Genomic DNA, 24657 nt, shown 5'->3' with positions numbered 1-24657 from the left:
AGGATGGTGTCATGACATAAGTCTGTCGAGTGGCCTGGGAAAATAGCGACGCGCGCACTGTGACTTACATCAATGACGAGGCGTTCCTTTCAAACTTCCGGGCATATGCAGCGCATTTTTCTCCACCAATCCTGCATCCCGCAGCGATCACAACCGCGTGGGTCGGAATGCAAGAGCCCGACCGGCGATCAGCGCGACTGAGTGGAGAATTTCATGCTGAGATCGCGGCGCGTGACACTCAGATTGTTTTGCTCAAAGGCTCATCATGAGAATGATCGTACAGGCCGTCATTGAGCAATCTGGCGCTTTCGCCGCCGTCATTGACGCTTTGTTAATGACGTCAGCACCGCTACCGGTCCAAATCGTGCGGCATTTACACAACTACCCGCGTTTTGCGAACCGATTTAACCAAATCGACAAGGCGTTTTGCGAGGCTCGGCCACCATGCAGAACGCATCCGCCCCAGGCTCGTCGGCCTCTCCAATAGACAGCGACCGCCCGACCGCAACCTCTTCGACCGAGGCTGCTACCGGATTCGTGGATAGCGATGCCGCACGCGAATTGGAGATGCTGCGCGAGATCGTACGCATGCTGCCGGCCTCCGTCACTGTGCAAGACGATCAGGGCGACTTTCTGCTGGTAAATGACGCCGCGGCAATCCAGTTCAATGCATCGGCAGACCAGTTCAACAGACCCGATCCGCAGTCGGATTTTCTGGTGCAGGCACTGACGCATCGACGCAAGACTGCACTCGACCTGCTGCAGTCCGGCCGCTCCGCGGTGTTCGAGGAACGCGTCAATTCCGAACGCGACCGGCGCGTGTTCCTGACCACGCATCGCCCGGTGCGTATCGGTGACCGCAGCGTGATACTGTCCAGCGCCACCGATGTGAGCCGGCAGAAGGAGATGGAAGAAGAGCTGTTTCGCCGCGCCTATTACGACGAGCTGACCGATCTGCCGACGCGGCGCGTGATCGAGAAACATGTCGGCGACATCATTGGCCATTCCGGCGAGACATCACATTTCGCGCTGGCCTTCCTCGACATCGACAATTTCAAGCACATCAACGACTATTACGGTCACAGCGTCGGTGATGCGCTGCTGGTGCAGTTCGCCAAGCGACTGGCGCTCGACCTGCGCGGCACCGACATGCTGTCGCGGATTTCCGGTGACGAATTCCTGCTGCTGCTGAACCCGATCCAGAGCCAGCAGGAGGTCGCCGAATATCTGGAGCTGCTGGTGCAGCGGCTGCGCGCTCCGTTTTTCATCGACGGCTCCGAAGTATTCGCCTCTGCATCGATCGGTGTCAGCCTCTATCCCGAACACGGCCGCAACTATGACGCGCTGCATCAGAACGCCGATATCGCGATGTATCGCGTGAAGAATGAGACCAAGGGCGCTGCGGTGTTCTTCGACTCCAGCATGGAGAGCGAGGCGCTGACCCGCATGGCCACCGAACAGTCATTGCGGCTGGCGATTCTCGACAAGCGGTTCTGCTGCGCGTTTCAGCCGAAGGTCGATATCCGCAGCCAGGAGATCAAGGGTATCGAGGCCCTGGTGCGCTTGCGTAACGACGATGGCGTGATCCAGGCGCCCAGCACCTTCATCAATCTGGCGGTCGAACTCGGCCTGATTGATGAGCTCACCCATCTGGTGCTCGCCGAGATCATGAAGTCGATCGACCTGATCGACGAGACCTTCGGCGCCACCGCCAGTATCAGCATCAACGTCGCCGCCAAACAGGCTGGCAATCCGGAATTCATGCGCACCTTTGCCAGGGCGATCGAGGAGACCGGCTGCCCGACGCGCTTCATGGTCGAAGTGACCGAAGACGCATTCGTCGCCAAGACGCATTTCCAGGACGACATCCTGCCGATGTTCCGCGCGCTTGGCGTCGGTATCTCCATCGACGATTTCGGCGTCGGCTATTCGTCGTTGTCGGCGCTGGCGGATATCACCGCCGACGAAATCAAGATCGACCGATCCTTCATTACGGACATCCACAAGCGCCCGCGCAGCCAAGGCATTCTCCGCGCCATCGAGTCGCTCAGCGAGGCGCTGGGCATGACCGTGATCGCCGAAGGCGTCGAGACCTTCGAAGAACTGGCCTATCTTCAGGCCGCGACCAAGATCCGCTATGCGCAGGGCTATTATTTCTCCAAGCCGATTTTTCTGGAAGAACTGCAGCCACAGGCACGCACCAGTAGCGACCTGCGCGGTGCATCATCGGCTCGTCCGGCAGCAGATGCCCGCCCCGCCTATTCCCGCTCCGGCGGCCGGGGTTATTGAGGCACCGCCCTCTCCCCGTCATTGTCATCCCGTAACCACATCCCATCTGTTAAGGGACTGAAAACCGCGCGCTACGCATCACCAGAGAGCCCCCATGCCCGTCGTCCCGCTGTTTCTGAATATCCTCTGGATCGTGTTCGGCGGATTGGGAATGGCAGTCGGCTGGCTAATCGCGGCCGTTGTGATGGCCATCACCATCATCGGCCTGCCCTGGGCCCGCGCCGCCTTCAATATCGCCGCCTATACGCTGCTGCCGTTCGGCCAGCGCGCCGTTGACCGCGAGGCCGTCACCGGCCGCGGCGACATTGGCACCGGCGTTTTCGGCCTCCTCGGCAACATCATCTGGCTGGTGCTGGCAGGCTGGTGGCTGGCGATCGGCCATCTCCTGGCGGCGCTGGCCCTGGCGATTACCATCGTCGGCATCCCCTTTGCCTGGGCACATCTGAAGCTCGCCGGCATCGCACTCTGGCCGATCGGCAAGGTCATCGTACCGGCCTAACGCGCATTGCGTTGAACGAATTCAAATTTTCTCGTTGAGACTGCGCCGCGCATACGCGTGATTAACTATTTCGCTCAATGGTGAAACGAGGTGGGCCTCGGGCGCCGGAGTGATTATGCGTAAACTTCCTTTTTTGATCGTTGCAGGTTCTTTCACGGCGGTTGTCGCCGCGGGCGCTGGCGCCTGGCATTTCTTCGGGCCCGCCGGCGCTCAGACCAGTGCGAAAGCCGATAAAGGCGAGCTCACCACCGCCTCGATCGACACGCGCGTGCCGAAGTCGAATTCGACCGCACCGGCCGAGCCGGCGCCGCGCGTGCAGGCTGTCGCAGCCGCACCGGCTGCCATGCCCGTGGCTCCCGCGGTGGAAAAGCGCCCGGCCATCGCCAAGCCCGTCTGCAACAATCCGAACGCGCTCGGCGTGTCACGCACCGTGCAGATCGACACCACCGGCGGCCCCGGCCTCGGCATGTCGCAATATCGCGACTATGACTTCCTGCAGCCCGGCGAAGTCGTGCTGACCTTCGACGACGGCCCGTGGCCGGTGACCACGCCTGCCGTGCTGGCTGCGCTCAGCGCGCAATGCGTGCAGGCCGTGTTCTTCCCGATCGGCAAACATGCCACCTGGCATCCCGCAGTGTTGAAGCAGGTGATCGCGGCCGGCCATTCGGTTGGCACCCATACCTGGTCGCACCAGAATCTGGCCAGCAAGACCCCACAGGAAGCCAAGGACGAGATCGAGCGCGGCATCAGCGCCATCACCCTGATGGCCGGGCAGCCGCTGTCGCCCTTCTTCCGTTTCCCGCAATTGCGCCAGAATGCGGAGCTCAAGGCCTATCTCGCCGAGCGCAACATCGCCGCCTTCTCCATCGACATCGATTCCGAGGACTTCCGCATCCACAATGCCGGCAAGCTGGTTGCCTCGGTGATGGAAAAGCTGAAGAAGAAGGGCAAAGGCATCATCCTGATGCATGACCTGCACAAGTGGTCCGCCGCCGCGGTGCCGGACCTGCTCGCTCAGCTCAAGGCCGGCGGCTACAAGGTCGTGCATATCCGCGCCAAGGACACGCTGCCGACGATCGCAAGCTACGACGCCGCCATCGCCGCCGAGCTGGAGCCGGTGAAAACCAGCAATGCGCGCCCGATTTCCAACGTGATCCAGACGGTCGACTAGCACCTGATCCACTCGGGTTGAACCCAATCGAGGCCGGGGCGGCACCGCTGCCCCGGCCTTTTTGTGTTTCGTGGCGAGGCCCGCGGCGAAACAAAACGATCCCCGGACGAAACCATTTTCCGCACCGACGCAGACCGCCCGAAACCGGGCATGGTTATCCATCTGTCCAACGAAGCGGCACACAGCGCCGCCCAACAGGGACAGTCACATGCGCATCATCGGTTTCATCCTTGCCTTCTCGTTCGCCTTTGCCGGTCCGTCATTCTCTGGCACCGCGATGAACGACCTGCCGGGTATCGGCACCTTTTCCTACAACGGCGCGCAGATTGCCCCTGATACGGCGACCGCGAAATTCGCCTATCTGACGCTCACGCGTCGCGCCTGATCGCACCCCTCCCCTCCGATATCCCCAGACACAGAAAGCCATCACCATGACCTCATTCAGCGCACATCTGATCGGACACACCCTCAAGGCCGCCACTGTCGGCGCAATCCTGATGCTGTCGGCGACGGCGAGCCATGCCCAGTCGGCGAGCCCTTTTGCCGGCTTTGACGGATCGTGGAGCGGCAGCGGCACCGTGTCGCTGTCGGATGGCTCCTCCGAACAAATTCGCTGCCGCGCCACCTACAACGTCGTCGGCGGTACCGCGCTGAAACAGTCCCTCCGCTGCGCCAGCGACAGCTACAAGTTCGAACTCAGCAGCGATGTGAAGAGCCAGGGTAATCAGGTGACCGGCACCTGGGGCGAAGCCAGCCGCAATATCTTCGGCAATCTGCAGGGCAGCGCCGGCGGTGGCCAGATCGATGTCTTCGTCGAGGCCGCCGGCTTCGCCGCCAACCTGACGCTGACGACCAAGGGCAACAAGCAGCTGGTCTCGATCAGCTCCAAGGGTCAGATCCGCGACGTCTCGATCAATATGATCCGGAGCTGAGGCAGAACCTATGCGGCTTGATGCTGTCGACCCACAGCATCAAGCCCACTGCCTGACACGAGTGTTTTGATGCCCGGTTGCCGCCTGCGCCTGATCACGCGAAGCAGTGGGTTTTCAATTGTGAGATGCACGATGATGCCCGCGCCGCCGGCTATGGCGACATAACACAGCATCATCATTGTCGATGCTTCGGGCGTCGGCAGCTGAAGCCATCGCTCATTACCTGTTTTCATGACGTCGAAAACGATCGGATGCGTGAGATAGATGGCGTAGGACGCATTGCCGATCAGAATAAGCGGCTGCCAGGTTATGGCACCGCCGGCATATTCGACAAACAGCGCACTGGCGACAATCACGACCGGCGCGGCTGCGGCGAGCGCCATATAGACCGACGGCGTGACGCTGTTTGCCCATAGCGGTCCCACGAATTGGGACCCATAGCAGAGTGTGACGAGTGCGGCGCCGATCCAGACAATGGAGCGTTGTGGTGCAGCGGGAGCAAAAACCTGCAACGCATAGAAGATCGCGATCCCGGCGATGAAGAACTTCGTATAGTCGAAGGACAGATAGTGGCAGGCAGCCGCCATGCAGACGGCGGCCGCGGCATAGTTCAACGCCACCAGGCATCCGACAACGATCAGCGGCGCCAGACGGCGGCTGATCACAAGCGCGGCTGCGAAGATCAGATAAAAATACACCTCGTAGTTCAGCGACCAACCGACATTCAGGATCGGATATTTGTCACCGATCGGCGCGAACATCAGGCTACGGCCGACATAGGCCCAGAGCGGCTCGGACGAACGGCCATCCAACGGCTTTGCCCATGTCTCTGCCTCAAGCAGCGCAGATCCGAACATCACGACAAGAAGCACGGCTGTGCACAGCCAATAGAGCGGTGCGATCCGCTCCAGGCGCTTAGCGAGAAAATCGTCATCACCCTTCCGGGTGATGAAACACATGATGAAGCCGGAGATGACGAAGAAGGTGGAGACCCCGAAGAATTCGGTGTGCCAATCGCCCGCGAACTTGTAGCCGGTGTGGAAGAACACCACACCAAGGGCAGCTACGCCGCGCAACACCTGCAGATTTGACAGCATGGGGCTCCCTCGACCGCCCGTCGCGGTCGGGGGCAAACCTCTGGCAGAGACGAGAGTTCCGCCGATCCGGAACTCTTGCGGGACAAAGAAGGCGGCGAGGTGACGCCAGCGGTCAGAAGCCGTAAAGCCGCGCCGGGTTGTCGACCAGGATTGTCTTGCGAATGGCGGCGTCGGGCGCCCACATCGCGAGCTGGTTCAGCAGGCGGCCATCGTCGATCTGATGGAGCGGCGTGACGTCCGTCGGCTTCTTGCCGGGCGGTGTCACCGAATCCGGATGCGGCCAGTCGGTGCCCCAGATGATCCGCTCCGGATTGGCCGCGATCAGCGCCTTCGCCAGCGGTGCGACGTCCGGGTAATCCGGCCCTTGCGTCGAAGCGCGGTAGGCGCCGGAAATCTTCACATAGGCCTTGCCGGCTTTGACGAGGTCGAGCAGGTCCGCAAAGCCCGGCTGATCCAGCCCGAGCTTGGCTTCCGCGCCGCCGAAATGATCGAATACCAGCGGCATCGGCGCACTGGCAACAACCTCCTTGATCGCAGATACCAATGGCAGATTGGTGAACATCTGGATGTGCCAGCCGCGCGTCTTCATGCGCTCGATCGCAGCCAGCAGACGCTGCTTGCCGATGGCGGGGTCGCTCACGCCGCTGGTCGCAAGATTGATCCGCATGCCGCGAATGCCCGCGGCCGTCATGGCGTCGAGCTCGCTCTCCGGTGTCTTGTCATCGATGACAGCAACGCCGCGCGCGTCGCTGCCGCGCGCCTTCATGCCGAACAGGGTCGCCGAATTATCAGTACCGTAGATGCTGGGCGTGACGATCACCACGCGCTTGACGCCGAGTGCCTTGTGCAGCGCCGCCATTTCCTCCGGCGACGCCAGTTCCGGCGTGTAGACGCGGCCTGCAAAAACGGGAATTTTTCGGGATCGCCATGAATATGGGTGTGACAGTCGCAGGCGTCTGCAGGCACCTGGAAATTCACCGGCGTCGCCGGCTGCGCGGCCTTGCCAACCGCAAATCTATTGCTGAGCACGACCGCTCCCGCGATTGAAGAGAGCAGAACACCGCGTCTTGTGAACATTGGTTCCTCCCTGATGTCGTGACGCCATTTTGGGCCGGCGTTCACTTGATTGAGGCCAACGTGATCGTTTCGCGATCCATGTCAAGTGTGCTTCCACATGCTGCAGAGCAAAGACGACGGGGATCGCCTTCCTGCTGCACAGCCCCATGTCGAATTGGCTGTGCAGCAGCTCGCTTGCAGTCATGTCACGGTTTGCGGACGGTGACGCGCAGAAACGTCGCCTTCACCGAAGTCGCCGAAGGATCAGAGCTTCTGTTCTGGCTCTCGAAGAGCTTTACAAGCTCGCCCTTCAAGGTGTCGGCGCGACCGTCTTTTTCAGCCGCATCGAAGGCATTCATGGTCGGACCGTAATAGGCCCTGAACTGGTCGACGAACTTTGCGGGCGTTCCGGCAAAGTTGAATTCGTAGGAGTCACGAGCGAATGAGATATTTGGCTTCGGAATGCCGGCCGATGTGAAGCGCTCGACAACATTGTCCTCGACACCCCAGGTCATGGGACTTACGAACCCTTCCGGCGGAGGAGGCGAATAGGACGAGCTGATTTTAAGGATCTGCGCCACCAGAGTGGGATCGTTCGGGATCCAGTTTCCCATCACAATCCGGCCGCCCGGCCGCGTGACACGAACCATTTCCCTGGCAACATCCGATGGCCTGGGCGCGAACATCGCGCCAAAGATGCTGACAACGAGATCGAAACTGTCGTCCTTGATATCTTTCAGATTCGACGCATCGCCTTCCTGAAAACGACACGTAAGCCCTTCCGCCATCGCGCGCCTGTTGCCAGCCTCCACCAGATTGCGTGCAATATCGACGCCCGTGACATTTGCCCCGGCTTTTGCTGCTGGAAGCGCTGTCGTGCCATCTCCGCATCCAAGATCGAGCACATCACTTCCGCGCGTGATCCCTATCGACGCGACAAGCGCTTCGCCGCTGGCACGCATCGTCTCAGCGATACGGGTGAAATCACCTTTCTCCCAAAGAGCCTGGTTGGGATTCATAGGACATCCTCCAATGTTCGACATGGGAACGGCCGGCGCCTGGGTCGGTTCGCAGAACGGCGCCTGGGTAGCCGGAGTTATGTCACTCGGCTCCTGTTCTAGGTTCAGCATTCACGATCGGACGTCCCGCTGCCAAACACAGCGTGATTGAGCAAATGGACGAGGTTCCGGGACAATCACGGGGGGCGCAACCTGGTCCCCTCGCCCCCTCGAAATACCCCACACACCCGCGGCGCGAGCGCTTCTGCGCATCCCGCCCCGATCCGAACGTGCGACCGTCGCCCGAAAGAGGGCACGCGCACTCCAACCGAGCCATTTTCGCCGAATCCGGCCCCGGCCAGCCGTTGCCGCCGCCCGGCCAATCGGCTAAATGGACGCTCAAGCACCCGTAGCTCAGCTGGATAGAGCGTTGCCCTCCGAAGGCAAAGGTCACACGTTCGAATCGTGTCGGGTGCGCCAGATCTTGCCGCGCCGCGCTAGGCGGCCTTTGCGGGGTCAAGCCCAACGGATTGCGCCTCAGAGCTTTGCCTCCGTTAAGCCGTTCGACCATCAGCACGCAGCGTCTCGTCGATGACATAATCGACCATCGCGTCCTGCAGATGATATTTGCGAACATGCTCGCGCAGATCCAGTGCCATCTGGCGCAGATGCGGCTTGTCGCTCAGTCCGCGCTCGATCACGGCCGACAGACTGCCCGGGGTTACGTCGTACAACAGAACATGCTCGTGTTCTCGAACGGGCGCGTGACGCTCGACCGTCGGATAGTTGAGAACCGGCACCGTCAGGCATTGCGCCGCCTCGGCGGTTCGATAGCACTCCCAGCTATAGCCCGACGGCGACCAGGCCAGCCATGCGCTGGAAAGCCGCCGCAGGAACTCGTCATGCGGTAGCCTCTCATGCGGAATATCGACCTTGAGACCCTTGCTTCTCAACGCCTCGAGTTCTGAAAGACCGACACGGCGCACCCACGAATTTTCCGCAACCTCGCCAACGAAAAACACGTCAGATGTCTTTTCCGGAGGTTCGCTATCGGTATCGACCCTTGTTGCAGGAAGCGAAATGGGGCGGATCTTCGCCAGACGTTCGTTCCAGCGCCGATTGCGCCGTATGCGCCGCGTCGGAAGTGCCGGATGGGCCGAGTGGCAGAGAATGTGCCACCGATCGACGGGAAGCTCGCGTTTAAAAGCCGCGGTAGCCTTGTCGAGCAGAAAAAAGTTATGCGAGCCGACGATGAAGGCGTCGTTCATATCCAGAACGGCGATCGGCACGGGAGGCTTCACGAATCGTAGCCAGGAGACGCCGAACACTCTTGTCATCGCGGAGAGCGGGCGAAGCGGCTGCCGGAAGAAAGCGCGTAGCCAGTAGCGCGGATGCCACGCCGGGCGTAGTGGCATATAGACGATGATCAGGTTGTATTTCCCGCGTCGCGCCTCACGCATCGCTTTGATGAATCGCCAGGGCGTGCAGTCGGCAAAGCCTTTCGCCGCTCGCCCGCGAGGGATCGGACGTTCCCCCGTCCAAAGCACATCCGTCTCTTCGGGATAGATATCCTTGCAGTAGTGCCAGGAGCCCAATTCGAGGATTCTCGGTCTGGTCCTATTTGGGCTTTCTGCCGTCGCACTCACCGATGGAATTCCTTAACAGACGAGGCCAGATCACGGGAGTTGCAATAGAACGGGTATCACCATCACGGATTGACGCGCGACACGACATGAATGCAACAAAAAAGTGCGTCTGACGAGGGCGAAGAAGGCTGCAACATGCCCGTCTGCAAGCGTTTTTGGCGAGCTGGCCTCAAGGCGCCTTTTAGCCTCTCCCAAAGCCGCCTGCGATCCGACACCCTTCATCCGCTTGCTGCACCGGCTGCAGTATCTACAACATTCGGCGGGGACCGCTGCTCAACCTGTTGAAGGTCGGCGGGCATTCCAATTTTCGCTTTCCGCACCGCGACCGCTGACGCGGCGGGATCAGTCGATGAGCGACCCCCGCGCCACCACCCATATTCCATGTCTTCAACTGGGTGCACCACGCGCTGCAGCCACATCCTCTACAGGACATGATGAAGCATGACATCCTGAGCGCGCGGCGGACTGGATCCATACCTGGTTGGTCATGAAGCTGATCGCATATCAGGGTGGACAAGGCCGAGCGTCGGCACGTCAGATAACCGAACTGTCGGAGCTGAAGGACAGGCGCCAACAAGACAATCAATGTCGAGCGAATGCCAAAGGCAGAGCCCATGCCGCAATGCGGCGGGAGCACCATGCCGGTCCTCTTTCAAATCGATCCACTCCAACGACCTTGGTGACAGAAGGTCGTCAACAAGGGACTCGTTTTGAATGGATCGAATTTGACAATTCGCAACGTGACTCAGTCGGCAGTGCCTTGTGGCTCGGGCGGCTCCTGATCAGGCGCATCACCAAGTGCCTTTCCCCGGGCGAGACTCCGTTCTTCCTGCACCCTGATATTATGCATCAGAGCTGTGAGGCGACGGCCGGTGATGGGCTGACCATCGCCCTGGGTAACGCCCTGCGCAGCAAGGCCCGCAGCAATCTCGGTCCACGTCGCGCCGTCTTCACGGTGCATCCGTTCCAGTTCCCGAAGGTTCTTTCGAATAATTTCAGTCGCGCCAGATTTGATCTTGCCGATCGGCGAATCCTGCCGTTCGGCTTTCAACAATTTCACGTAATCGCGAAGGCTTTTGAGATCGATATCCATGGCCACGGCAATAGTGTCGGTTTCTTAAAACGCCACTTCATCAACCGATGAATAGCCCCTATCGATCTATTATCAAGATTTACGGCATTTAACTCAATGCGCGGATTTACCGATTTGATCTGATAGACTTTGGAGTGAGGCAGCTCGACTCATCTATATTTTTACGAATCAATTTCAATATTCTTTGGGTCGACTTTAATTTGATTGTCGCGCATCTCATTGATCGTGCGTGCGCCATTCTCCATTATTCGATCAAATCGCCACCCCGTGACGATCGTGAGATGGGCGGCTAGCATCTCGCGACCACACGAAGACCACACCGATAACTACACAACTCCTATGCGCTCTTGTGCACGACATATCGGTGCGGACGGCACCCCATCATCGTTCGAACAATCTGCATCGTCGTGCGATGAAGATCGACCGTCGGTTGATCGTTTGCGCACACATCTATCTCGACGGCTTCGCGCAAGCTTCGCTTGTTACGCCGCTCTTACGATTTGATTGCCACTGCAGACAGTCATGACCAATGCAAAGATCAGCATGACGATGTCCAAGAAACCGTCGGATTCACAGTCGACCGCTGTGGAAAACGGCAGCCTGTTTCGTGAGCAATCACCGAATTTACACTCCACGCCAAAACCTCATATCGCTGCTGCCGCTGCGATCGACGAGCTTCTCGCCAGCGAAGCGCGGGCGAATATGCAACGCGCTCGCATTTCCACCCGCGAAGAGCCGATCAAGGCAAAGGTGCGCTTCACTGTGCCGCCCGCCCGTATTGTCGCAAGACCGTTACAATCGCCGGCATGGAAAGCTCCATTCTTCTCCCTGGCGATGGTCGTCGGCCTGTCAACGCTCGTTTCCGCTGGCGCGATTGCCTATCTGCTCCTGCGGCCGATGACATCTTCAGCCGTATCTGATGCGGATCTTCGCAGCATTCGCGATTCCGTCGCGCAGCTACGACGGCAAGTTGCGGAGATGACCGGCGATGTGGCGAGCAGTCGCGCTGCCGCTGAAGCTGCCCGTACGCAGGCCGCCGAACAGGCAAGCCGCGCACAAGATCGCGCCGACCGCGAACAAACGGCTCTGGCTGCGAAATTTGCACGCATTGCCGATGAGAAAGCGCAAGCGGTACAGGTCGCAGCCACGCTGGCGAACACTGCCGATATCACCGGCACGGTGCAGCCTCAGGCGCAACGGCCAGCAAGTACGTCACGCGAAGTTATTCCCGGCTGGCACGTGCGCCGCGCCTATGATGGCGTCGCAGTGCTCGAGGGGAAAACCGGCGTGATTGAGGTCGTGCCGGGGCAGGATGTCCCTGCTCTCGGGCGGATCCAGGAAATCAAGAACGAAAACAACCGCTGGCAGGTTCTAACCAGCAGAGGCGTCATCCTTTCAGGTCGCTGAATTGATGCCTCGATCTGACTGATCGATACTAACGGCCACGCACAGGCAGGATGCTCGTGACACGCTGGATGACTACCAAGGACGACGCCGACAAGATCGGCAACTTCGGATTCGTATCGAGCGATCCGAGCGCCCTATATGGCACGCTCTTGAGAGCGGATATCAGTATTGGCCGATGCCGACTGATATCGGACCCACGCAATCGCATGTTGCTGCCCCGCACATGACGAACAGACTCTCGCTCCATATGCCCGCGCACGACAATCAATGCGTTTTGCCGTGTGGTACTGCACTGGTTCAAACCGGTGAAGTCGCGATTGCATCTGTGACGACACGCTGTGAGATAGTTCGATGCAAAAAGGATCCGACTAAATCGTCGCCCTTCATGAATTATCCACTTGTTAGTTTGCTTCAACTGCATGGTTTGCATGCACGACTCTTTGCAAATTTGTGCACCTCGACTACTTGATGATGCGGTATCATCTTGATGACCAGTATGCCGATTCGCGTGTGTGACAACTCGGGCAAGTCCAGCCGATCAAAGCGCCAGATATCGACGATACGGCACGCGATCGGCCACTTCCCCCGTTTTGACATTAGCGCTGGTTCGGTTCTGCCACCGACCGTGCACGACCATGAGATGTCATGTCGTGTTCACATAGCGAGAGGGAGCTCTCTGAAACTACGGATGAATGCAAGCCGGAGAATGTGAGCTGACCGCATCACAGCATTGGGTATCCCGTAAAAAGCGACCGGGCCTCCCATTTGCAAGTCAGCGAATCGTTCAAAGGCCCATCCATCCGCTCAAGTAACTGTTGTGTTGCGTCTTCAAGACAAAAATGGGGCGAGTGCGCCTAATTCGACCCCATAACGATATCAAGGCGAACACGCAGGGGATTAAAATGTTTGTTGTAATCGATGACCGAGAGGGCGTCACACAAGGCTATGCGGCCGGGTTTGATCGCGAAGGGGTTGTATCGATTGGCTTCACTTCTACAGACTTTCGCGATTGGCTGGAATGTGCCGTTGGTAATGATTTAACTGTCATTCGGGCCTTTCTGCTGGGCGATTGTCCGGATCGGACGAGCATCCCATCCAGTATCCGCAACAGGTCACGGGCGCCGATTATTGCGCTCAACAGCCTGAAGCACCTCAAGCAGACCATTGAGTTATTCGAAGCTGGCGTCGATGACGTCGTTCACGCACCGGTCCACGTCCGCGAGATCATGGCACGAACGGCAGTTATTCGCCGCCGCACCATCGATCAGCATGAACCGGCACAAACGAGCGTAATTCGTGTCTTTCTCGATGGCCGCGACCCGGAGGTTGCCGGTCGCACTTTGATTCTGCCACGACGCGAACTACGCATTCTCGAACACCTGGTCGGGCATCAGGGCAAATGGCTGACGAAGACCCAGCTCTTCAACGCCATCTACGGTCTGTTCGATGCCAGCTTCGATGAGAATGTGATCGAAAGCCATGTGAGCAAGCTGCGCAAGAAGCTACGCGATCATCTCGGCTTCGACCCGATCGAATCGAAGCGTTATATGGGTTACCGGCTGGACGATCTGAAGTCTCGTCCCGCTCACGAAGCGCCTATTTCAAAGGCGAACTAAGGCTCACGCCTTACGCGCAAGAGGACGCCGACTACGGCGTTGGCGTCCACCGCCTCCTCGAACTGCTGTGCAAGACACAGAGCTTCTCGCGCAACACGAAGTACCACACATCCACCACGCTAGATCATCGAGTATCACCGTACCACAGCGATGACCACTCGCTGTAGTCTCAGCGGCGAATCTGATCCGTCGACACATAGTTGAAATCCTGCACCAGGACTTCCTGCAGCGCGTCCGTCTGCAGACGCTTGTTGACCTGCGCGCGCACCGTCTGTGCGAATTGTGTGAGGTCGTAACGACCGAGATTCTTGAAATCGAGCTTCTGGTCGCCATAGATCATACGGAATGCTTCATCGACGACGAACGGCTCCGGCGGCACCGGCAGCTGACGCAGGACTTTGGCGTTAGCGGTGAAGACGAGTTGGGTGACGATATAGCCCTGAACGCTGCCGTCAGCGATCATCGGCACATTGATCACCTTGACCTTTTCATAAACCAGACCTTCAGGTTGGTCCTGCTTCGCGGGCAATGCGGCCGCAGTCTCCTTCCAGTAGGAGATCCCGAAACTGGTACCCACAGTGACGAGGCAGGCCCAAATGCCCGTGATCAGCAGCTTCATCATTTGCGCTTGCCTGCGATCGCCAGGGAATAGGTGCCGTCCGATTCAACCTCCTGGATCGAACGCGCGATGATGGCCGAGACCTCACGCACCGCATCGAGATGGATCTGTAACGCCGCTTGATTACGAATCAGGCTGGCGCGCAACAGTGTGAGTTGCGGCGCGACACGCGGATCGTTCTTGATGTCCTGAGTCAGCCGCATCGCGCGAGTCAGCTCGAGCAGACCACGGTTCTTGCGCTGGCTGAAGCCGTCGAAATCCACTACGGCGCGAACCTCAAGCTTCTCCGTCTCTTCGTCGATGGTTGCTTTCAACCGATCAATCGCGGTCAGCGCGCTACTTTGGGTGCCGAGCCATTGGCCAGGCGTATCGTCCCCCTCGCCGAAAATGGGGGCCTCCTGCACAGCCGATTCAGGAAGGTCGGTCTCAGGCAAGGCCAGAGCCTGCGCCTCGACGGGGATGACTGAGGTCTGCTGTTCGATCTGTTCCATGTCGATCTCTACTGTCATGGCCGGATTCGGCCGTTAGCCTTCGGAAGTTGGAGCCGATGTCGGGCGCGATTTGGCCAGTTGCTTGGCGATGCCGACGCCGTTGCCCTTGGCCATTTCATTGCCGATCTGCTCGGCGAGCATCGAACGCCAGACATTGCCGGCGGTACCCTTGCCGAATACGTCCTCCGCATCCTTCGGCAGCATCGTTTCCACGAACATCTGCAGCACGAAGGCTTCGAACTTGCGGTAAACCGGGTTGCTTCCCTCAGCCTTCCGGATGATCGGCGTTGACACTATCTCTCCGCCGCTGACGGGGGCAGACTTCGCGCTCTGGGCGGCCTGCCCTGCGGCAAACTCGTCGGCGACCGCAGATGCGAAGTTCGCATCGCCCGCCGGCGCCATACGCTCGAGCCTCGTTGCCGCGACACGTTGAGCGGCCGGATCCGCCGCCTTCATGACATCCGCAATTAGATCGTTCGATACCGGGGCGACTGTCATGTCACGCCCTGCATAGTTGTGAGAGCTTTCATCGGCCTATCCTCCCTCGATCGAGCGCCGCACGGCCTTGTCGATTTCGTCGTCCAGAACCCGCTTTTCGTCGGCCCGAACCGTGCGTCCGACCGCCGACTTCACCATTTTCAGCGCATGCTTCAGCTTGCGGCCTTCATCGCGTGCATGCACCGCCAGTCTTTCCTTGGCCTTGGCCACGACGCCTTGTTCGATGCTCGCGGCGCGCAAACTCTGGCTCGCCGTCTGCACGGCGAGGTCCGGAAGTTTGCTCTCGTCATTGAAACCTTCGAGAATGACGCGCTGCTTTTCCTCGAGCTGGTTTTCTCGTGCCTGGCATTCCATCAGCTGCCACTCGGCAATCCGATGCAGCCTGGCCTGCACGGCGGCGATACGGCGGATCTTGCGGTCGCGCTTCTGCATGGCTCGTCACCCGGACAGCCAGGACGCGAAGGCGATGCTGAATTGCAGCACCATTTCGCGGCCCGTGAGATAGAGCAGCAGTAGACCGCCAGTGAGTACAAATGGAATCGAGATAAAGTAGACGGGAATGCTTGGCGTCAGTTTATTGGCGAGACCGACCGCGAAATTGACGATGACAGCATAGATAACGAAGGGACTGGCGACCCGGAGCGCCAGCGTAAAGGCCATGGAGAGATGATCTACGAGTTGCGTTAGCCCGCCCTCGGCGCTGATCCCGGTTGCCGGCAACCAGATCTGATAGGACCCGACTAGGCCGCGCAACAATTCCCAATGCTGGTCGGTTACAAAGAAGACCACCGTCGCAGTCAGCGTGATCAGCGGCACCAGCGCCGGCACATGCTCGCCATCGTCGGCGACACCAGGGAGGGTCAGACCGATCCCCGACGCGACGAATGTGGCCATCGTTTCCAGCGCAGCGAAGAACATGCGTGCAGTGAGTCCAATGACCAGGCCCACCATCAGCTCGGACATGATCAGGCGGAGGAGATCCGGCGCCGTCGCCGCTTCCACAGCCGGGCGAACCGTGGACTCCAGCAGGGGCGTGAGCATCAGAGTGACGCTGATAGCGAGGAACAACCGGATCTGCGTCGGGATATTGACGCGGGAATAGCCCGGCGCCACCATCATGCAAGTCCCGATGCGGCAAAAGATCAGGAACGTGGCCAGGATGGAGACCGAGCTGCTTGCGATCAAGATACAGCTCCGAGCGACATCACCTCGGCCCCCCGCGCGATTTCCACATGCGACAGCACCGGCAGCGTGGGGAACATGCGCTCGGTGATCATGCGAACATAAGGACGGACGTCAGGCGGCGCGACCAGCACCGCAGTGTCGCCATTGGCCGCCGCCTTACGGACCGCAACCGACACGTCATCCGCAAATTGCTCGACCAGCCGCGGATCGGCGTCGAATTCCACGATCTCACCCTTGCCGTCGCGCTTGATGCTCTGATGGAAGGCGAGGTCCCAGCGATTACCGAGGCGGAGCACCTTGAGCACGCCGTTGTCGGCGAAATCACCGCAGATCTGCTGCGCAATGCGCATCCGCACATGCTCGGCCACATGCTCGGAACGACGCACATGCGGCGCGATCTCGGCGATGGCTTCCAGAATGAGATGCAGATTGCGGATCGAGATCCGCTCGGCGAGCAGTAGCTTGAACACCGCCTGCAGCCCGGAATAGGAAATCTGCGATGGCACCATATCCTCTATCAGCCGCTTGTATTCGGGATCGAGCCGATCGATCAGTGCCCGGGTGTCCTTATAGGTAAGGAGCTGGGCCAGATTGTTGCGGACGACCTCGCTGAGATGCGTGAGCAGCACCGAGATATTGTCAGCGATCTTGAATCCGTCCTGTTTGACTTCATCAATAAACGTCTCCGGAACCCACATCGCCTTCATGCCGAAAGCGGGTTCGATCGTCTCGTCGCCCGGAACATCGGGCTTCCGATCGCCGTCAAACAACACGAGGGACTCGCCGATACGTAGTTCGTGATGGGCCACGACGGTGCCGTAGATCTTGATACGATATGACTTCGGCCCGATGGAGAGGTCATCGGTCAGCTTGATCTCGGGAATGACGAAGCCATATTGGGCAGCGAAACGCCGCCGAACCTTGGCCACGCGGTGCGCCAGTTCGCCATGGGCATTCAGCATCTGAATCGCAAGCTGGCTACCGACGCAGAGCTCGACATCGGAGGTCTTGAGCAATTCCTTGACGGAATCCCTGTTCTCGATCTGCGCTTTTTCCTGAACCTGCGCGATGCGCGCCTGCTCCACCTTCGCGCGGGCGGCCTGCTGGCGCGGCAGCGTAAAGCTCATGAAGGCCATGGCGCTGCCAAGCAGCGCGAAGGGCAGGAATGGAAGTCCGGGCAGCAGACCGAGCGCGAACATCATCATCGCGGCAACTGACTGGGCGCGCGGATACTTTCCGAGCTGCTTCAGCACCATCTGCTCGGCAGAGCCGCGGGTACCGCCCTTGGAGACGAGCAGACCGGCCGAGAGCGACACAATCAGTGCGGGGATCTGCGAGACCAGGCCGTCACCGACCGAGAGTTTGGTAAAAACATCAGCGGCGCGTGACAGCTCCATGCCATGATGAGTGACGCCGATGATGATGCCGCCAAAGATGTTGATGGCGGTGATAATCAGGCCGGCAATCGCGTCGCCGCGCACGAATTTCGAGGCACCGTCCATGGCGCCGAAGAACGAGCTCTCTTCCTCCAGCTCGTGGCGCCGACGCTGCGCTTCCTTGTCATCGATCAGACCAGCCGACAGGTCGGCGTCGATCGCCATCTGCTTGCCGGGAATGGCGTCAAGCGAAAATCGGGCGCCGACTTCGGCGATACGCGTCGCACCTTTGGTGATCACCACGAAATTCACGGTGACGAGAATCGCAAAGATAATGAGGCCGATGACGAAGTCGCCACCCATCACGAATTTGGCGAAACCGGCGACAACATAGCCGGCGGCGTGCTCTCCCTCACCGCCATGCGACAGGATCACGCGCGTGGTCGCCACGTTCAGCGCCAATCGCAGGATGGTGGCGATCAGCAGCACGGTGGGAAATGCCGAGAAATCCAGTGGCCGCTGAATCCACAGCGACACCATCAGGATCAGCGCGGACAACGCGATCGAGAAGGCCAGGCCGAGGTCGATCAGGATCGTCGGAACCGGCAGCACCAGCATCACCAGAATGGTGACGATGCCGAATGCAAAGGCGACGTCCGTGCCGGCCCGCCGTTCGGCCGGCAGGGCTGAAATCATTACGTCGGCCATGGCAAGTCTCGCGCGAATATCATGGCCGCACTGTGCAGCGCCGACCTTGCGTGAAGATGGTGAAGACGGTGGCGGCTAGAAGCCGCGTTCGATCCGGCCGTAGAGCACTTCGGTGAAGGCAAAGATGTGGGCTCCCATGAAGGAGCCGGTGACGGCGACCACGATTAACATCACCACGATCTTGGGGATGAAGGTCAGCGTCATTTCCTGTACCTGAGTCAGCGCCTGCAGGAGGGCAATGACGATGCCGACGAACATCGCGGAACCAACCGCCGGGCCGGCGGCAACGATGATGGTCCAGATCGCCTGTTGGGCGATATCGAGGGCGTCGCGCTCGTTCATGGCTCAGCTAATGGTAATGCCGGGCCCGAGCTGGACCTTCGTACCGTTTTCGAGCGTCGCAACTGCACCGCCCTGGATGATATAGACTTCCTTGATCTTGCCGGTCGTGCTCGTTCCGCTTTCATCCGTGAACGAAGCGGTGCGGCCGATCAACCCTTCTGCCTGGGTAATCGCGCTGGTCGACAGCAGCGTATCGAGCTTTGCATTGGTCTGAACCGCCTGCTCGACGGACGACAGCTGTGCAAGCTGGCTCATATATTCGGTTGAATCGGTCGGATTGGTGGGATCCTGGTTGCGCATCTGCGCGATCAGAAGCTGCAGGAAGCCGTTGTAGTCGATCATGTTGGTCGACGACGTCGACGTCGTCGTACTTGTGGTGGATTTCGCGGTATCTACGCCGTTGACGATCATCTCGCTCTCCCTGGGTTAGGCCACGACCGGCAGCAGCATGTCGGCGCCGCTCAGGATCGCCTGTTCGACTTCGAACAGAGCCCGGATCTTCCGCAACGCCTCGTAATAACGTTTAGCCTCGACGAGCTCCTCGATCGCATCGAGGCCCTGCAACAAATCCTTGTTGTCCGCCGCCGCGTAGATCGCGCAGCGCTGATGCCCAAAGACCGCACGCGCCTGTTCGATATCGCCCGGGCTCATCAACATCAGTTGTACAACGAAATAGAGCTGCCGAAGCGGCGTTGTCGCATCGGCGACCTGCATGACCTGACTTTCGAGCAGGAAAGTCACGTCGTTGATCAGTTCCAGCGTCACCTTACGGTCGACCCGCAAAACTGCGCCGTTAATATAGATTTTCTCGCCCGATCGCAGCGATATACACATTGGCTTCTTCATGCCAGCGAATCCCGGATGACGATATTGATCGCAACGAGATCGCTCACGTCCGACAACTGCCCTTCACGGAGGCGCTCGGCTTCCTTGATGACCCAGAGACCAATCGAAATCAGTTGCGCTCGCAACTGCTCCGGCAGGCCGTTTCGCGGATTCGACAGATCTTGTATGAAGAAGGTCCAGAGATTACGAATATAGAGTAAGGCATCTGTTTCTTCGGATGAAGCAAGCGCTCCGCTCTGGATTTTCTGAAGTAGTTTAATTCCGTGATTGAGCGCTTGTTGTTCCCTGGATCGCGCCTCGCGGCCGCTATCCTCGATTTCCGCGTCGTAACCTGCCAGTGTCATTTCAATCGATAACCTGTTGCTTCATAGATCAGCCCACCTATCAGAGATAATTGAGGATGCTGAGGTTCTGAATTTGCGCGGTCAGCGCATGCGACATCTCCAACTGATTTTTCAGGGAGTTGACCCGGACGGATGCCTCTTCCGGATCGACCACTTCCATAGCGTTGATCTGCTTATTGACGATGTCGGTCTGCACCTTGAGACGACTGGTAGCATTTGTCGTCTGTTCCTGCGCGGTTCCGAGGCGTGCACCGACACTCGCAAGGTCGGACACCGAACCGCCGACCAGCAGCAGCGCCTTGTCTGTAACGGCCTGGAACGCGCTCTGATTCAGAGTTTCCAGACCAAGCCCGCTGAGCATCGTGTAGGCCATCGCCAGGTTCCGGAATGCCTTGTCATTGGCGCTGGCGGAGGAATCGACGGTTTGTGTCGTAGAGATGCGACTGCGCATGACCTGATCGGATGCCGACGACCAGTTCGTTCCCCAGGCCGGATCGTCGAATTCGGTCGCAAACGCATTGTCGAGGAAGTTATTCATGGCGGCGGGGGTGATATTTACGGCAGCCACGTCACCGGGCGGAAAACCAAAAGCGGCAGTAAAAGCCGCATCGATTGCCGTCTTGCTAGCCGAACCGGTCTGATAAGGCGTCATCGGCTGTTGCGCCGTGTTGATGCCGGCGAACAGATACTGTCCGTCCATCGAAACATTGAGCGTCGTGAGAAGCGACTGGAGGTTCGACGCTGCCGGCTGGGCGATGATGACGCCGCCATTTGCCGAATTGCGCGCCGCCAGCAAATCCTTCTGGAAGGACTGTGCCGTCTCGATCAATTGCGAAACACGCTCCTGCGTGACGTCCAGGCGGGCACTCACGAGTGCATTGGTATCGACGATTTTCTCCATATCGAGAAGCTCCGCACGCAGGGTCACGTCGCGACCCGTGAGTGCACCAAGACTCCCCCCGACGTCAGCGAGCCTTCCTGTCGTCGCCTCCTTGGTGGCCTTTGAGATCGCCACCTGGCTTTTCGACGCGGAGATGCGCAGGGTGGTCGAGATCGAGTTCGATGAAATGAAATTTGTAGCCATATCGATTACCCCACCGCCATCAGAAGTTCTTTCAGCATGTCGTCAATGGTTGAAATCAGCTTCGACGATGCCGAGAAGGTGCGTTCGACCTGCAACATGAAGGTCATCTCGTCATCCATATTAACGCCATTGACGTTCGACAACGCATCGGCACTGCGCTCCAGTAGCGTCTGGCTATAAGTGGCGTCGTCGCCCACGCTCTTGCGCTGCGATTCCAGCCAACTCACCGATGAGCCGGCGAAGTCGATGAGGCTGCCGCTTGGCTTGCCGAGCGCGGCCGGATCGAAAGTTCGGGATGCCGCTATACCGTCGACGACGCTCTGGATGCGCGCGAAGAAGCCTGCCTCTCCGCCCGTGTTGTAGACGTAGTTGGCACCATTGATGCCTCCGTCACGAATCAGGCTCGGATTGCCACCCAGCGCCTGATCGACCAGATTGGTAACCTTGATCGTCCCGGCGAGCCCGACATTGATCACGCCCGTGGTCGGCATTCCGGGTCCACCGGCATAGGTGAAGAGGCCGGTTTGGTCTGGTCCAGCGGCGGCACTCTGATCCTTTTCGGCAAAAATCTCGATCACGGCGCGCGCAACTTCGTCGAGCTGATTCTGATAGGTCACCATCTTGTCGTCGCGAAGCGTCGCGAGACCAGCGAGCTTGCCGGAGCCGATCGGCATGATCGCGTTAGCGCCGGTAACGGGAACGCCATCGACGACCACAGCGTTACCCGTTGTGGCGGCCGTGTAGGAATTTGTCGGAGCGAAGGTTACGGAGCGAGCGGTACGCTCGAACAACGTGACCCCGGAATCCGTATAGACAACCATGTCATTGTTTGCGCGGGTGGCAAACGTGATCCCAACCTCCTGGGACAGCTTCGACAGGATACTATCGCGCGTATCAAGGTAGTCGGTGACGTCGGAGCCGGAGATCGTTCCCTTGATGATCGCCGTATTGACCGTCTCGAATTGCGCCAGAAGCTGATTGATATTCCCGACCGACGTCGCCATTTCGGCGTCGGCATCCGCGCGAACAGTCTGCACGGTGTTGGTCGAATCGTTCAGCGATGCGGCAACATTTTTGGCCGCCGTGACGGCGGAATTCGCGAACGTTACGTTATCCGGCGCCGATGCATATTGCTGCAGGGCGCTTTTCAGCTTGGCCAGTTGCGCCGCGGCAGACTGATCGAGCTCGGGGTCGTCGATGGTGACAGCCGCAACCTTCTGCAGACCGTTATAAAGGGCATCCTGCTGTGCGGTGTTCGATACCGCCTTGACGACATTGTTGAACAGACCGGCGCTGGCGGCCCGCTGAATACCACTGACATAGACACCGCTGCCCGGCTGGGAAACGATCAGAGCATTCTTGCGGGAGTAACCGTCCTGATGCAGGCCGGCGACGTTGCGCGAGATGACGGAAGACTGGACGCCCGACGCCATAAGCGACGAGCGGGCCGAATTGAGTGCGACCGTAAGTGACATTGGAGACTCCCGTCAGTGATCCGCGCTGTGCGTCAGCGCTTCAGGTTGACGAGTACGTCGAGCAGGTCCGCGCCGGTCTGGAACACCTTGGAATTCGCGGTGTAGCCACGCTGCGACTCGATCATCGCCGTGAGCTCGTTGGCCAGATCGACGTTGGATGCTTCGAGCGCTTCCGGCTTGATGGTACCGAGACCGCTATTGCCCGCGAAATCGACCTGGATGTTGCCGGAGTTGGTGCTGATCGAATAGACATTCCCGACTTCGGGCGAGAGATTGTCGGGACTCGGTACCGTCGCCAGCGGGATCTTGTAGCTCGCGATTCGCGTGCCGTCGTCGAAGATCGAATACATGGTGCCGTCTGAGCTCACCTCCACACGGTCGAGCGCGCTCGGCGCATTGCCGTTGGTCGTGGCCTTGAACTGGAACTCGTCTGCGACCTGCGTCATACTCGACATATCGAAAGTGACGGGCGAGCCGCCCGGGATTGTGAAGGCCATCGAGGTCGGGCTCGCGGCAGCGAGGCGGCCCTTGCCGGTGGCGCTGACGTCGAAGGTAAATGTCTGGGTGGTGCCCAGCTGCGACCCGGCTGCATAGGGGAAGCCGCCGCCTGCTGCCGCGCCTGCGCTGTTGTAGATCTGCACATCCCATGTATTGGCGGCTGTCTTGAACATGTACATGTCAAGTTTCACCGCATTTCCAATATTATCGTAGGTGATGACCGACGTTTTCGACGTAAAGTTCGGCGGTCCGGCGCTGATCGCAGCATTGGAATCCAGGTTGGCGCTACTGATGCCTGCCTGGGTCGTCGGATTTCCCAGCAAGGACTGCTGCGCGATGTTTACGACCTCGAGATTGCCGAGGCCGTTGGCAACGACGTTCGGCTGGGCGCCATTCTTGATGTTGTAGCCCATCAGATAGTAGCCACCGGTATTGTAGAGATTCCCCTGGCCATCCGGAACGAAAGAGCCAGCGCGCGTGAGGTAAGGCGTGCCTCCTGCGTCGCTGACAACAAAGAATCCGTTGCCCTGGATCGCCAAATCGGTCGCGGACGTCGTGTAATTCATCGTACCGGGATCAGAGATCGCGTAACGAACCTGCGTCTCGACACTACCGGAATTGTAGTTTCCGGTTCCGCTGCGAAGGATCAGAGAGGAGAATTCCGTCGAGGCGCGCTTGTAGCCCGTGGTATTCACGTTCGCGATATTGTCAGCGACCGTCGCCAGTTTGTTCGACTGCGCGTTCATGCCGGAGCCGCCTGTGCGCATCACCCCATACAGACTCATCGATTATCCTCCGTTTCACGTGTGAAGTATTAGAGTTGAAGTTGCTTGCGCGAGGCTGGCGGTTATCCACAGGGTCATCGTGACGCAGTGCGCTCAGCGCAAAAATCTCGGGCCTTGCTCGTCCACGACCCAAATCCGCTCGCGACAAGGCTGCCGATAACACTGCAGATGTAGCGTTTTTGGCCGACAGTATTGGTCGGCCCAGCATTGTAGCGCGCGACAGCCATCGTCCAGTTTCCCTCGCGCTCACGCAGGTCTTTCAGAAATCGTGCGGCGTAGTCGACATTGCGCGCGGGATCGAACATCGCCTCTACACTTGGAAATTTTTCCCCGTGATAGCGATGATTGATCTGCATGCAGCCGAGATCGACCAGCTTGGCGCCCCTGCTCTTCTCCTCGGCGAAACGCGCAACGGCATTGCGCAGATCGGTGGCGAGCACCGTCCGGCCATCGACATTGAGCGCATAGGGATTCAGCACACCCTTGCGCCCGGTCTCGCTGAGACCGACCGCAAAGAGAACGCCGAGTGGCACATTGTGGCGGCGTGCCGCGCGCGCCATCTCCCGTTCGCACGGCCCCTCGGCTTGAGCGTCCGTTACAGC

25 protein-coding genes, 1 tRNA gene and 1 pseudogene are annotated in these 24657 nt (G+C 59.3%); 9 read left to right on the top strand and 18 right to left on the bottom strand.

The window, feature by feature from the left end:
* Positions 1-567 precede the first annotated feature (567 nt).
* The 5 genes from AB8A23_RS06595 (at position 568) to AB8A23_RS06575 (ending at position 4891) form a co-directional block, all read left to right on the top strand.
* Positions 568-2289 carry a putative bifunctional diguanylate cyclase/phosphodiesterase gene (locus tag AB8A23_RS06595; protein ID WP_439060562.1) on the top strand — a complete coding sequence of 574 codons (1722 nt, stop codon included), beginning with the start codon at positions 568-570 and terminating at the stop codon, positions 2287-2289.
* A gap of 94 nt (positions 2290-2383) precedes the next feature.
* Positions 2384-2788 carry a YccF domain-containing protein gene (locus tag AB8A23_RS06590; protein ID WP_093757646.1) on the top strand — a complete coding sequence of 135 codons (405 nt, stop codon included), beginning with the start codon at positions 2384-2386 and terminating at the stop codon, positions 2786-2788.
* A gap of 115 nt (positions 2789-2903) precedes the next feature.
* Positions 2904-3959 carry a polysaccharide deacetylase family protein gene (locus AB8A23_RS06585; protein ID WP_439060098.1) on the top strand — a complete coding sequence of 352 codons (1056 nt, stop codon included), beginning with the start codon at positions 2904-2906 and terminating at the stop codon, positions 3957-3959.
* 208 nt (positions 3960-4167) lie between these two features.
* Positions 4168-4344, top strand: coding sequence for a hypothetical protein (locus AB8A23_RS06580; protein ID WP_175369197.1), 177 nt, complete (start codon positions 4168-4170; stop codon positions 4342-4344).
* A gap of 46 nt (positions 4345-4390) precedes the next feature.
* The gene (locus AB8A23_RS06575; RefSeq protein WP_309941971.1) at positions 4391-4891 is read left to right on the top strand and encodes a hypothetical protein; all 501 of its coding nucleotides are present in this window, start codon (positions 4391-4393) and stop codon (positions 4889-4891) included.
* An 8-nt stretch (positions 4892-4899) separates the two neighbouring features.
* On the opposite strand, the gene AB8A23_RS06570 is transcribed toward AB8A23_RS06575, so the two are convergent.
* The 3 genes and pseudogenes from AB8A23_RS06570 to AB8A23_RS06560 form a co-directional block, all read right to left on the bottom strand.
* Positions 4900-5988 (bottom strand): acyltransferase family protein, encoded by a 1089-nt coding sequence (locus AB8A23_RS06570; RefSeq protein WP_439060099.1) that lies wholly within the window; start codon positions 5986-5988, stop codon positions 4900-4902.
* 112 nt (positions 5989-6100) lie between these two features.
* Positions 6101-7065: pseudogene (locus AB8A23_RS06565) on the bottom strand (amidohydrolase family protein).
* A gap of 185 nt (positions 7066-7250) precedes the next feature.
* Positions 7251-8063, bottom strand: a complete 813-nt coding sequence (locus AB8A23_RS06560; protein ID WP_120287527.1) for a class I SAM-dependent methyltransferase — start codon at positions 8061-8063, stop codon at positions 7251-7253.
* 382 nt (positions 8064-8445) lie between these two features.
* On the opposite strand from AB8A23_RS06560, the gene AB8A23_RS06555 reads away from it, so the two are divergent.
* Positions 8446-8522: transfer RNA gene (locus AB8A23_RS06555), tRNA-Arg, on the top strand.
* 74 nt (positions 8523-8596) lie between these two features.
* On the opposite strand, the gene AB8A23_RS06550 is transcribed toward AB8A23_RS06555, so the two are convergent.
* Positions 8597-9688 (bottom strand): glycosyltransferase family 1 protein, encoded by a 1092-nt coding sequence (locus tag AB8A23_RS06550; RefSeq protein ID WP_439060100.1) that lies wholly within the window; start codon positions 9686-9688, stop codon positions 8597-8599.
* A gap of 487 nt (positions 9689-10175) precedes the next feature.
* Between AB8A23_RS06550 and AB8A23_RS06545 the strand changes: the two genes are divergently transcribed.
* The 3 genes from AB8A23_RS06545 (at position 10176) to AB8A23_RS06535 (ending at position 13804) form a co-directional block, all read left to right on the top strand.
* On the top strand, positions 10176-10832 hold the full coding sequence (locus AB8A23_RS06545) for a hypothetical protein (RefSeq protein WP_439060101.1): 657 nt from the start codon (positions 10176-10178) through the stop codon (positions 10830-10832).
* Between the two features lie 471 nt (positions 10833-11303).
* Complete coding sequence (locus tag AB8A23_RS06540; RefSeq protein ID WP_439060102.1) at positions 11304-12188, top strand: hypothetical protein; 885 nt, start codon at positions 11304-11306, stop codon at positions 12186-12188.
* A 902-nt stretch (positions 12189-13090) separates the two neighbouring features.
* Positions 13091-13804: a response regulator transcription factor gene (locus AB8A23_RS06535; protein ID WP_175369205.1), complete on the top strand. Its 714-nt coding sequence runs from the start codon at positions 13091-13093 to the stop codon at positions 13802-13804.
* Positions 13805-13973: 169 nt separating this feature from the next.
* Here the strand turns inward: AB8A23_RS06535 and AB8A23_RS06530 are convergent, their stop codons facing one another.
* The 14 genes from AB8A23_RS06530 to AB8A23_RS06465 form a co-directional block, all read right to left on the bottom strand.
* Entirely contained in the window at positions 13974-14426 is a 453-nt protein-coding gene (locus tag AB8A23_RS06530) for a hypothetical protein (protein ID WP_439060103.1), read from the bottom strand.
* Positions 14423-14914 (bottom strand): hypothetical protein, encoded by a 492-nt coding sequence (locus AB8A23_RS06525; RefSeq protein ID WP_231078766.1) that lies wholly within the window; start codon positions 14912-14914, stop codon positions 14423-14425. The genes AB8A23_RS06530 and AB8A23_RS06525 overlap by 4 nt, the downstream gene beginning before the upstream one ends.
* 33 nt (positions 14915-14947) lie before the next feature.
* A complete protein-coding gene (locus AB8A23_RS06520; protein ID WP_175369207.1) occupies positions 14948-15412 on the bottom strand; it encodes a rod-binding protein in 465 nt (154 codons plus the stop codon).
* A 36-nt stretch (positions 15413-15448) separates the two neighbouring features.
* Entirely contained in the window at positions 15449-15844 is a 396-nt protein-coding gene (locus tag AB8A23_RS06515; RefSeq protein ID WP_175369208.1) for a hypothetical protein, read from the bottom strand.
* Positions 15845-15850: 6 nt separating this feature from the next.
* Positions 15851-16597 carry a flagellar biosynthesis protein FliR gene (gene fliR / locus AB8A23_RS06510; RefSeq protein ID WP_068729859.1) on the bottom strand — a complete coding sequence of 249 codons (747 nt, stop codon included), beginning with the start codon at positions 16595-16597 and terminating at the stop codon, positions 15851-15853.
* Positions 16594-18681 (bottom strand): flagellar biosynthesis protein FlhA, encoded by a 2088-nt coding sequence (gene flhA, locus AB8A23_RS06505; protein ID WP_309941945.1) that lies wholly within the window; start codon positions 18679-18681, stop codon positions 16594-16596. Before flhA ends, fliR begins: the two co-directional genes overlap by 4 nt.
* A 75-nt stretch (positions 18682-18756) precedes the next feature.
* Complete coding sequence (gene fliQ, locus AB8A23_RS06500) at positions 18757-19023, bottom strand: flagellar biosynthesis protein FliQ (protein WP_089263448.1); 267 nt, start codon at positions 19021-19023, stop codon at positions 18757-18759.
* Positions 19024-19026: 3 nt separating this feature from the next.
* On the bottom strand, positions 19027-19434 hold the full coding sequence (gene flgD / locus AB8A23_RS06495; RefSeq protein WP_439060104.1) for a flagellar hook assembly protein FlgD: 408 nt from the start codon (positions 19432-19434) through the stop codon (positions 19027-19029).
* Between the two features lie 15 nt (positions 19435-19449).
* Positions 19450-19857, bottom strand: coding sequence for a flagellar biosynthesis repressor FlbT (flbT, locus tag AB8A23_RS06490; protein WP_439060563.1), 408 nt, complete (start codon positions 19855-19857; stop codon positions 19450-19452).
* Between the two features lie 8 nt (positions 19858-19865).
* Positions 19866-20213 (bottom strand): flagellar biosynthesis regulator FlaF, encoded by a 348-nt coding sequence (gene flaF, locus AB8A23_RS06485; RefSeq protein ID WP_068729866.1) that lies wholly within the window; start codon positions 20211-20213, stop codon positions 19866-19868.
* Positions 20214-20253: 40 nt separating this feature from the next.
* Entirely contained in the window at positions 20254-21297 is a 1044-nt protein-coding gene (locus AB8A23_RS06480; RefSeq protein ID WP_089263446.1) for a flagellar hook-associated family protein, read from the bottom strand.
* A gap of 5 nt (positions 21298-21302) precedes the next feature.
* Positions 21303-22772 (bottom strand): flagellar hook-associated protein FlgK, encoded by a 1470-nt coding sequence (flgK, locus tag AB8A23_RS06475; protein ID WP_439060105.1) that lies wholly within the window; start codon positions 22770-22772, stop codon positions 21303-21305.
* Between the two features lie 32 nt (positions 22773-22804).
* Entirely contained in the window at positions 22805-24055 is a 1251-nt protein-coding gene (locus AB8A23_RS06470; protein WP_068729872.1) for a flagellar hook protein FlgE, read from the bottom strand.
* Positions 24056-24129: 74 nt separating this feature from the next.
* Positions 24130-24615 carry a transglycosylase SLT domain-containing protein gene (locus tag AB8A23_RS06465; protein WP_439060106.1) on the bottom strand — a complete coding sequence of 162 codons (486 nt, stop codon included), beginning with the start codon at positions 24613-24615 and terminating at the stop codon, positions 24130-24132.
* Positions 24616-24657 lie beyond the last annotated feature (42 nt).

Source organism: Tardiphaga sp. 619_E2_N8_4 (assembly GCF_051810905.1).
GTDB lineage: Bacteria > Pseudomonadota > Alphaproteobacteria > Rhizobiales > Xanthobacteraceae > Tardiphaga > Tardiphaga robiniae.
The sequence above is the reverse complement of the archived record's forward strand: the minus strand, read 5'-3'. Positions and strand labels throughout refer to the sequence as shown.

Coding starts and splice junctions, on each gene's coding strand:
- AB8A23_RS06595 (WP_439060562.1), top strand. CDS start 568: ATGCTGCGCGAGATCGTACGCATGCTGCCGGCCTCCGTCACTGTGCAA.
- AB8A23_RS06590 (WP_093757646.1), top strand. CDS start 2,384: ATGCCCGTCGTCCCGCTGTTTCTGAATATCCTCTGGATCGTGTTCGGC.
- AB8A23_RS06585 (WP_439060098.1), top strand. CDS start 2,904: ATGCGTAAACTTCCTTTTTTGATCGTTGCAGGTTCTTTCACGGCGGTT.
- AB8A23_RS06580 (WP_175369197.1), top strand. CDS start 4,168: ATGCGCATCATCGGTTTCATCCTTGCCTTCTCGTTCGCCTTTGCCGGT.
- AB8A23_RS06575 (WP_309941971.1), top strand. CDS start 4,391: ATGACCTCATTCAGCGCACATCTGATCGGACACACCCTCAAGGCCGCC.
- AB8A23_RS06570 (WP_439060099.1), bottom strand. CDS start 5,988: ATGCTGTCAAATCTGCAGGTGTTGCGCGGCGTAGCTGCCCTTGGTGTG.
- AB8A23_RS06560 (WP_120287527.1), bottom strand. CDS start 8,063: ATGAATCCCAACCAGGCTCTTTGGGAGAAAGGTGATTTCACCCGTATC.
- AB8A23_RS06545 (WP_439060101.1), top strand. CDS start 10,176: ATGAAGCTGATCGCATATCAGGGTGGACAAGGCCGAGCGTCGGCACGT.
- AB8A23_RS06540 (WP_439060102.1), top strand. CDS start 11,304: ATGACCAATGCAAAGATCAGCATGACGATGTCCAAGAAACCGTCGGAT.
- AB8A23_RS06535 (WP_175369205.1), top strand. CDS start 13,091: ATGTTTGTTGTAATCGATGACCGAGAGGGCGTCACACAAGGCTATGCG.
- AB8A23_RS06530 (WP_439060103.1), bottom strand. CDS start 14,426: ATGATGAAGCTGCTGATCACGGGCATTTGGGCCTGCCTCGTCACTGTG.
- AB8A23_RS06525 (WP_231078766.1), bottom strand. CDS start 14,914: ATGGAACAGATCGAACAGCAGACCTCAGTCATCCCCGTCGAGGCGCAG.
- AB8A23_RS06520 (WP_175369207.1), bottom strand. CDS start 15,412: ATGACAGTCGCCCCGGTATCGAACGATCTAATTGCGGATGTCATGAAG.
- AB8A23_RS06515 (WP_175369208.1), bottom strand. CDS start 15,844: ATGCAGAAGCGCGACCGCAAGATCCGCCGTATCGCCGCCGTGCAGGCC.
- flhA (WP_309941945.1), bottom strand. CDS start 18,681: ATGGCCGACGTAATGATTTCAGCCCTGCCGGCCGAACGGCGGGCCGGC.
- fliQ (WP_089263448.1), bottom strand. CDS start 19,023: ATGAACGAGCGCGACGCCCTCGATATCGCCCAACAGGCGATCTGGACC.
- flgD (WP_439060104.1), bottom strand. CDS start 19,434: ATGATCGTCAACGGCGTAGATACCGCGAAATCCACCACAAGTACGACG.
- flbT (WP_439060563.1), bottom strand. CDS start 19,857: ATGTGTATATCGCTGCGATCGGGCGAGAAAATCTATATTAACGGCGCA.
- flaF (WP_068729866.1), bottom strand. CDS start 20,213: ATGACACTGGCAGGTTACGACGCGGAAATCGAGGATAGCGGCCGCGAG.
- AB8A23_RS06480 (WP_089263446.1), bottom strand. CDS start 21,297: ATGGCTACAAATTTCATTTCATCGAACTCGATCTCGACCACCCTGCGC.
- flgK (WP_439060105.1), bottom strand. CDS start 22,772: ATGTCACTTACGGTCGCACTCAATTCGGCCCGCTCGTCGCTTATGGCG.
- AB8A23_RS06470 (WP_068729872.1), bottom strand. CDS start 24,055: ATGAGTCTGTATGGGGTGATGCGCACAGGCGGCTCCGGCATGAACGCG.
- AB8A23_RS06465 (WP_439060106.1), bottom strand. CDS start 24,615: ATGGCGCGCGCGGCACGCCGCCACAATGTGCCACTCGGCGTTCTCTTT.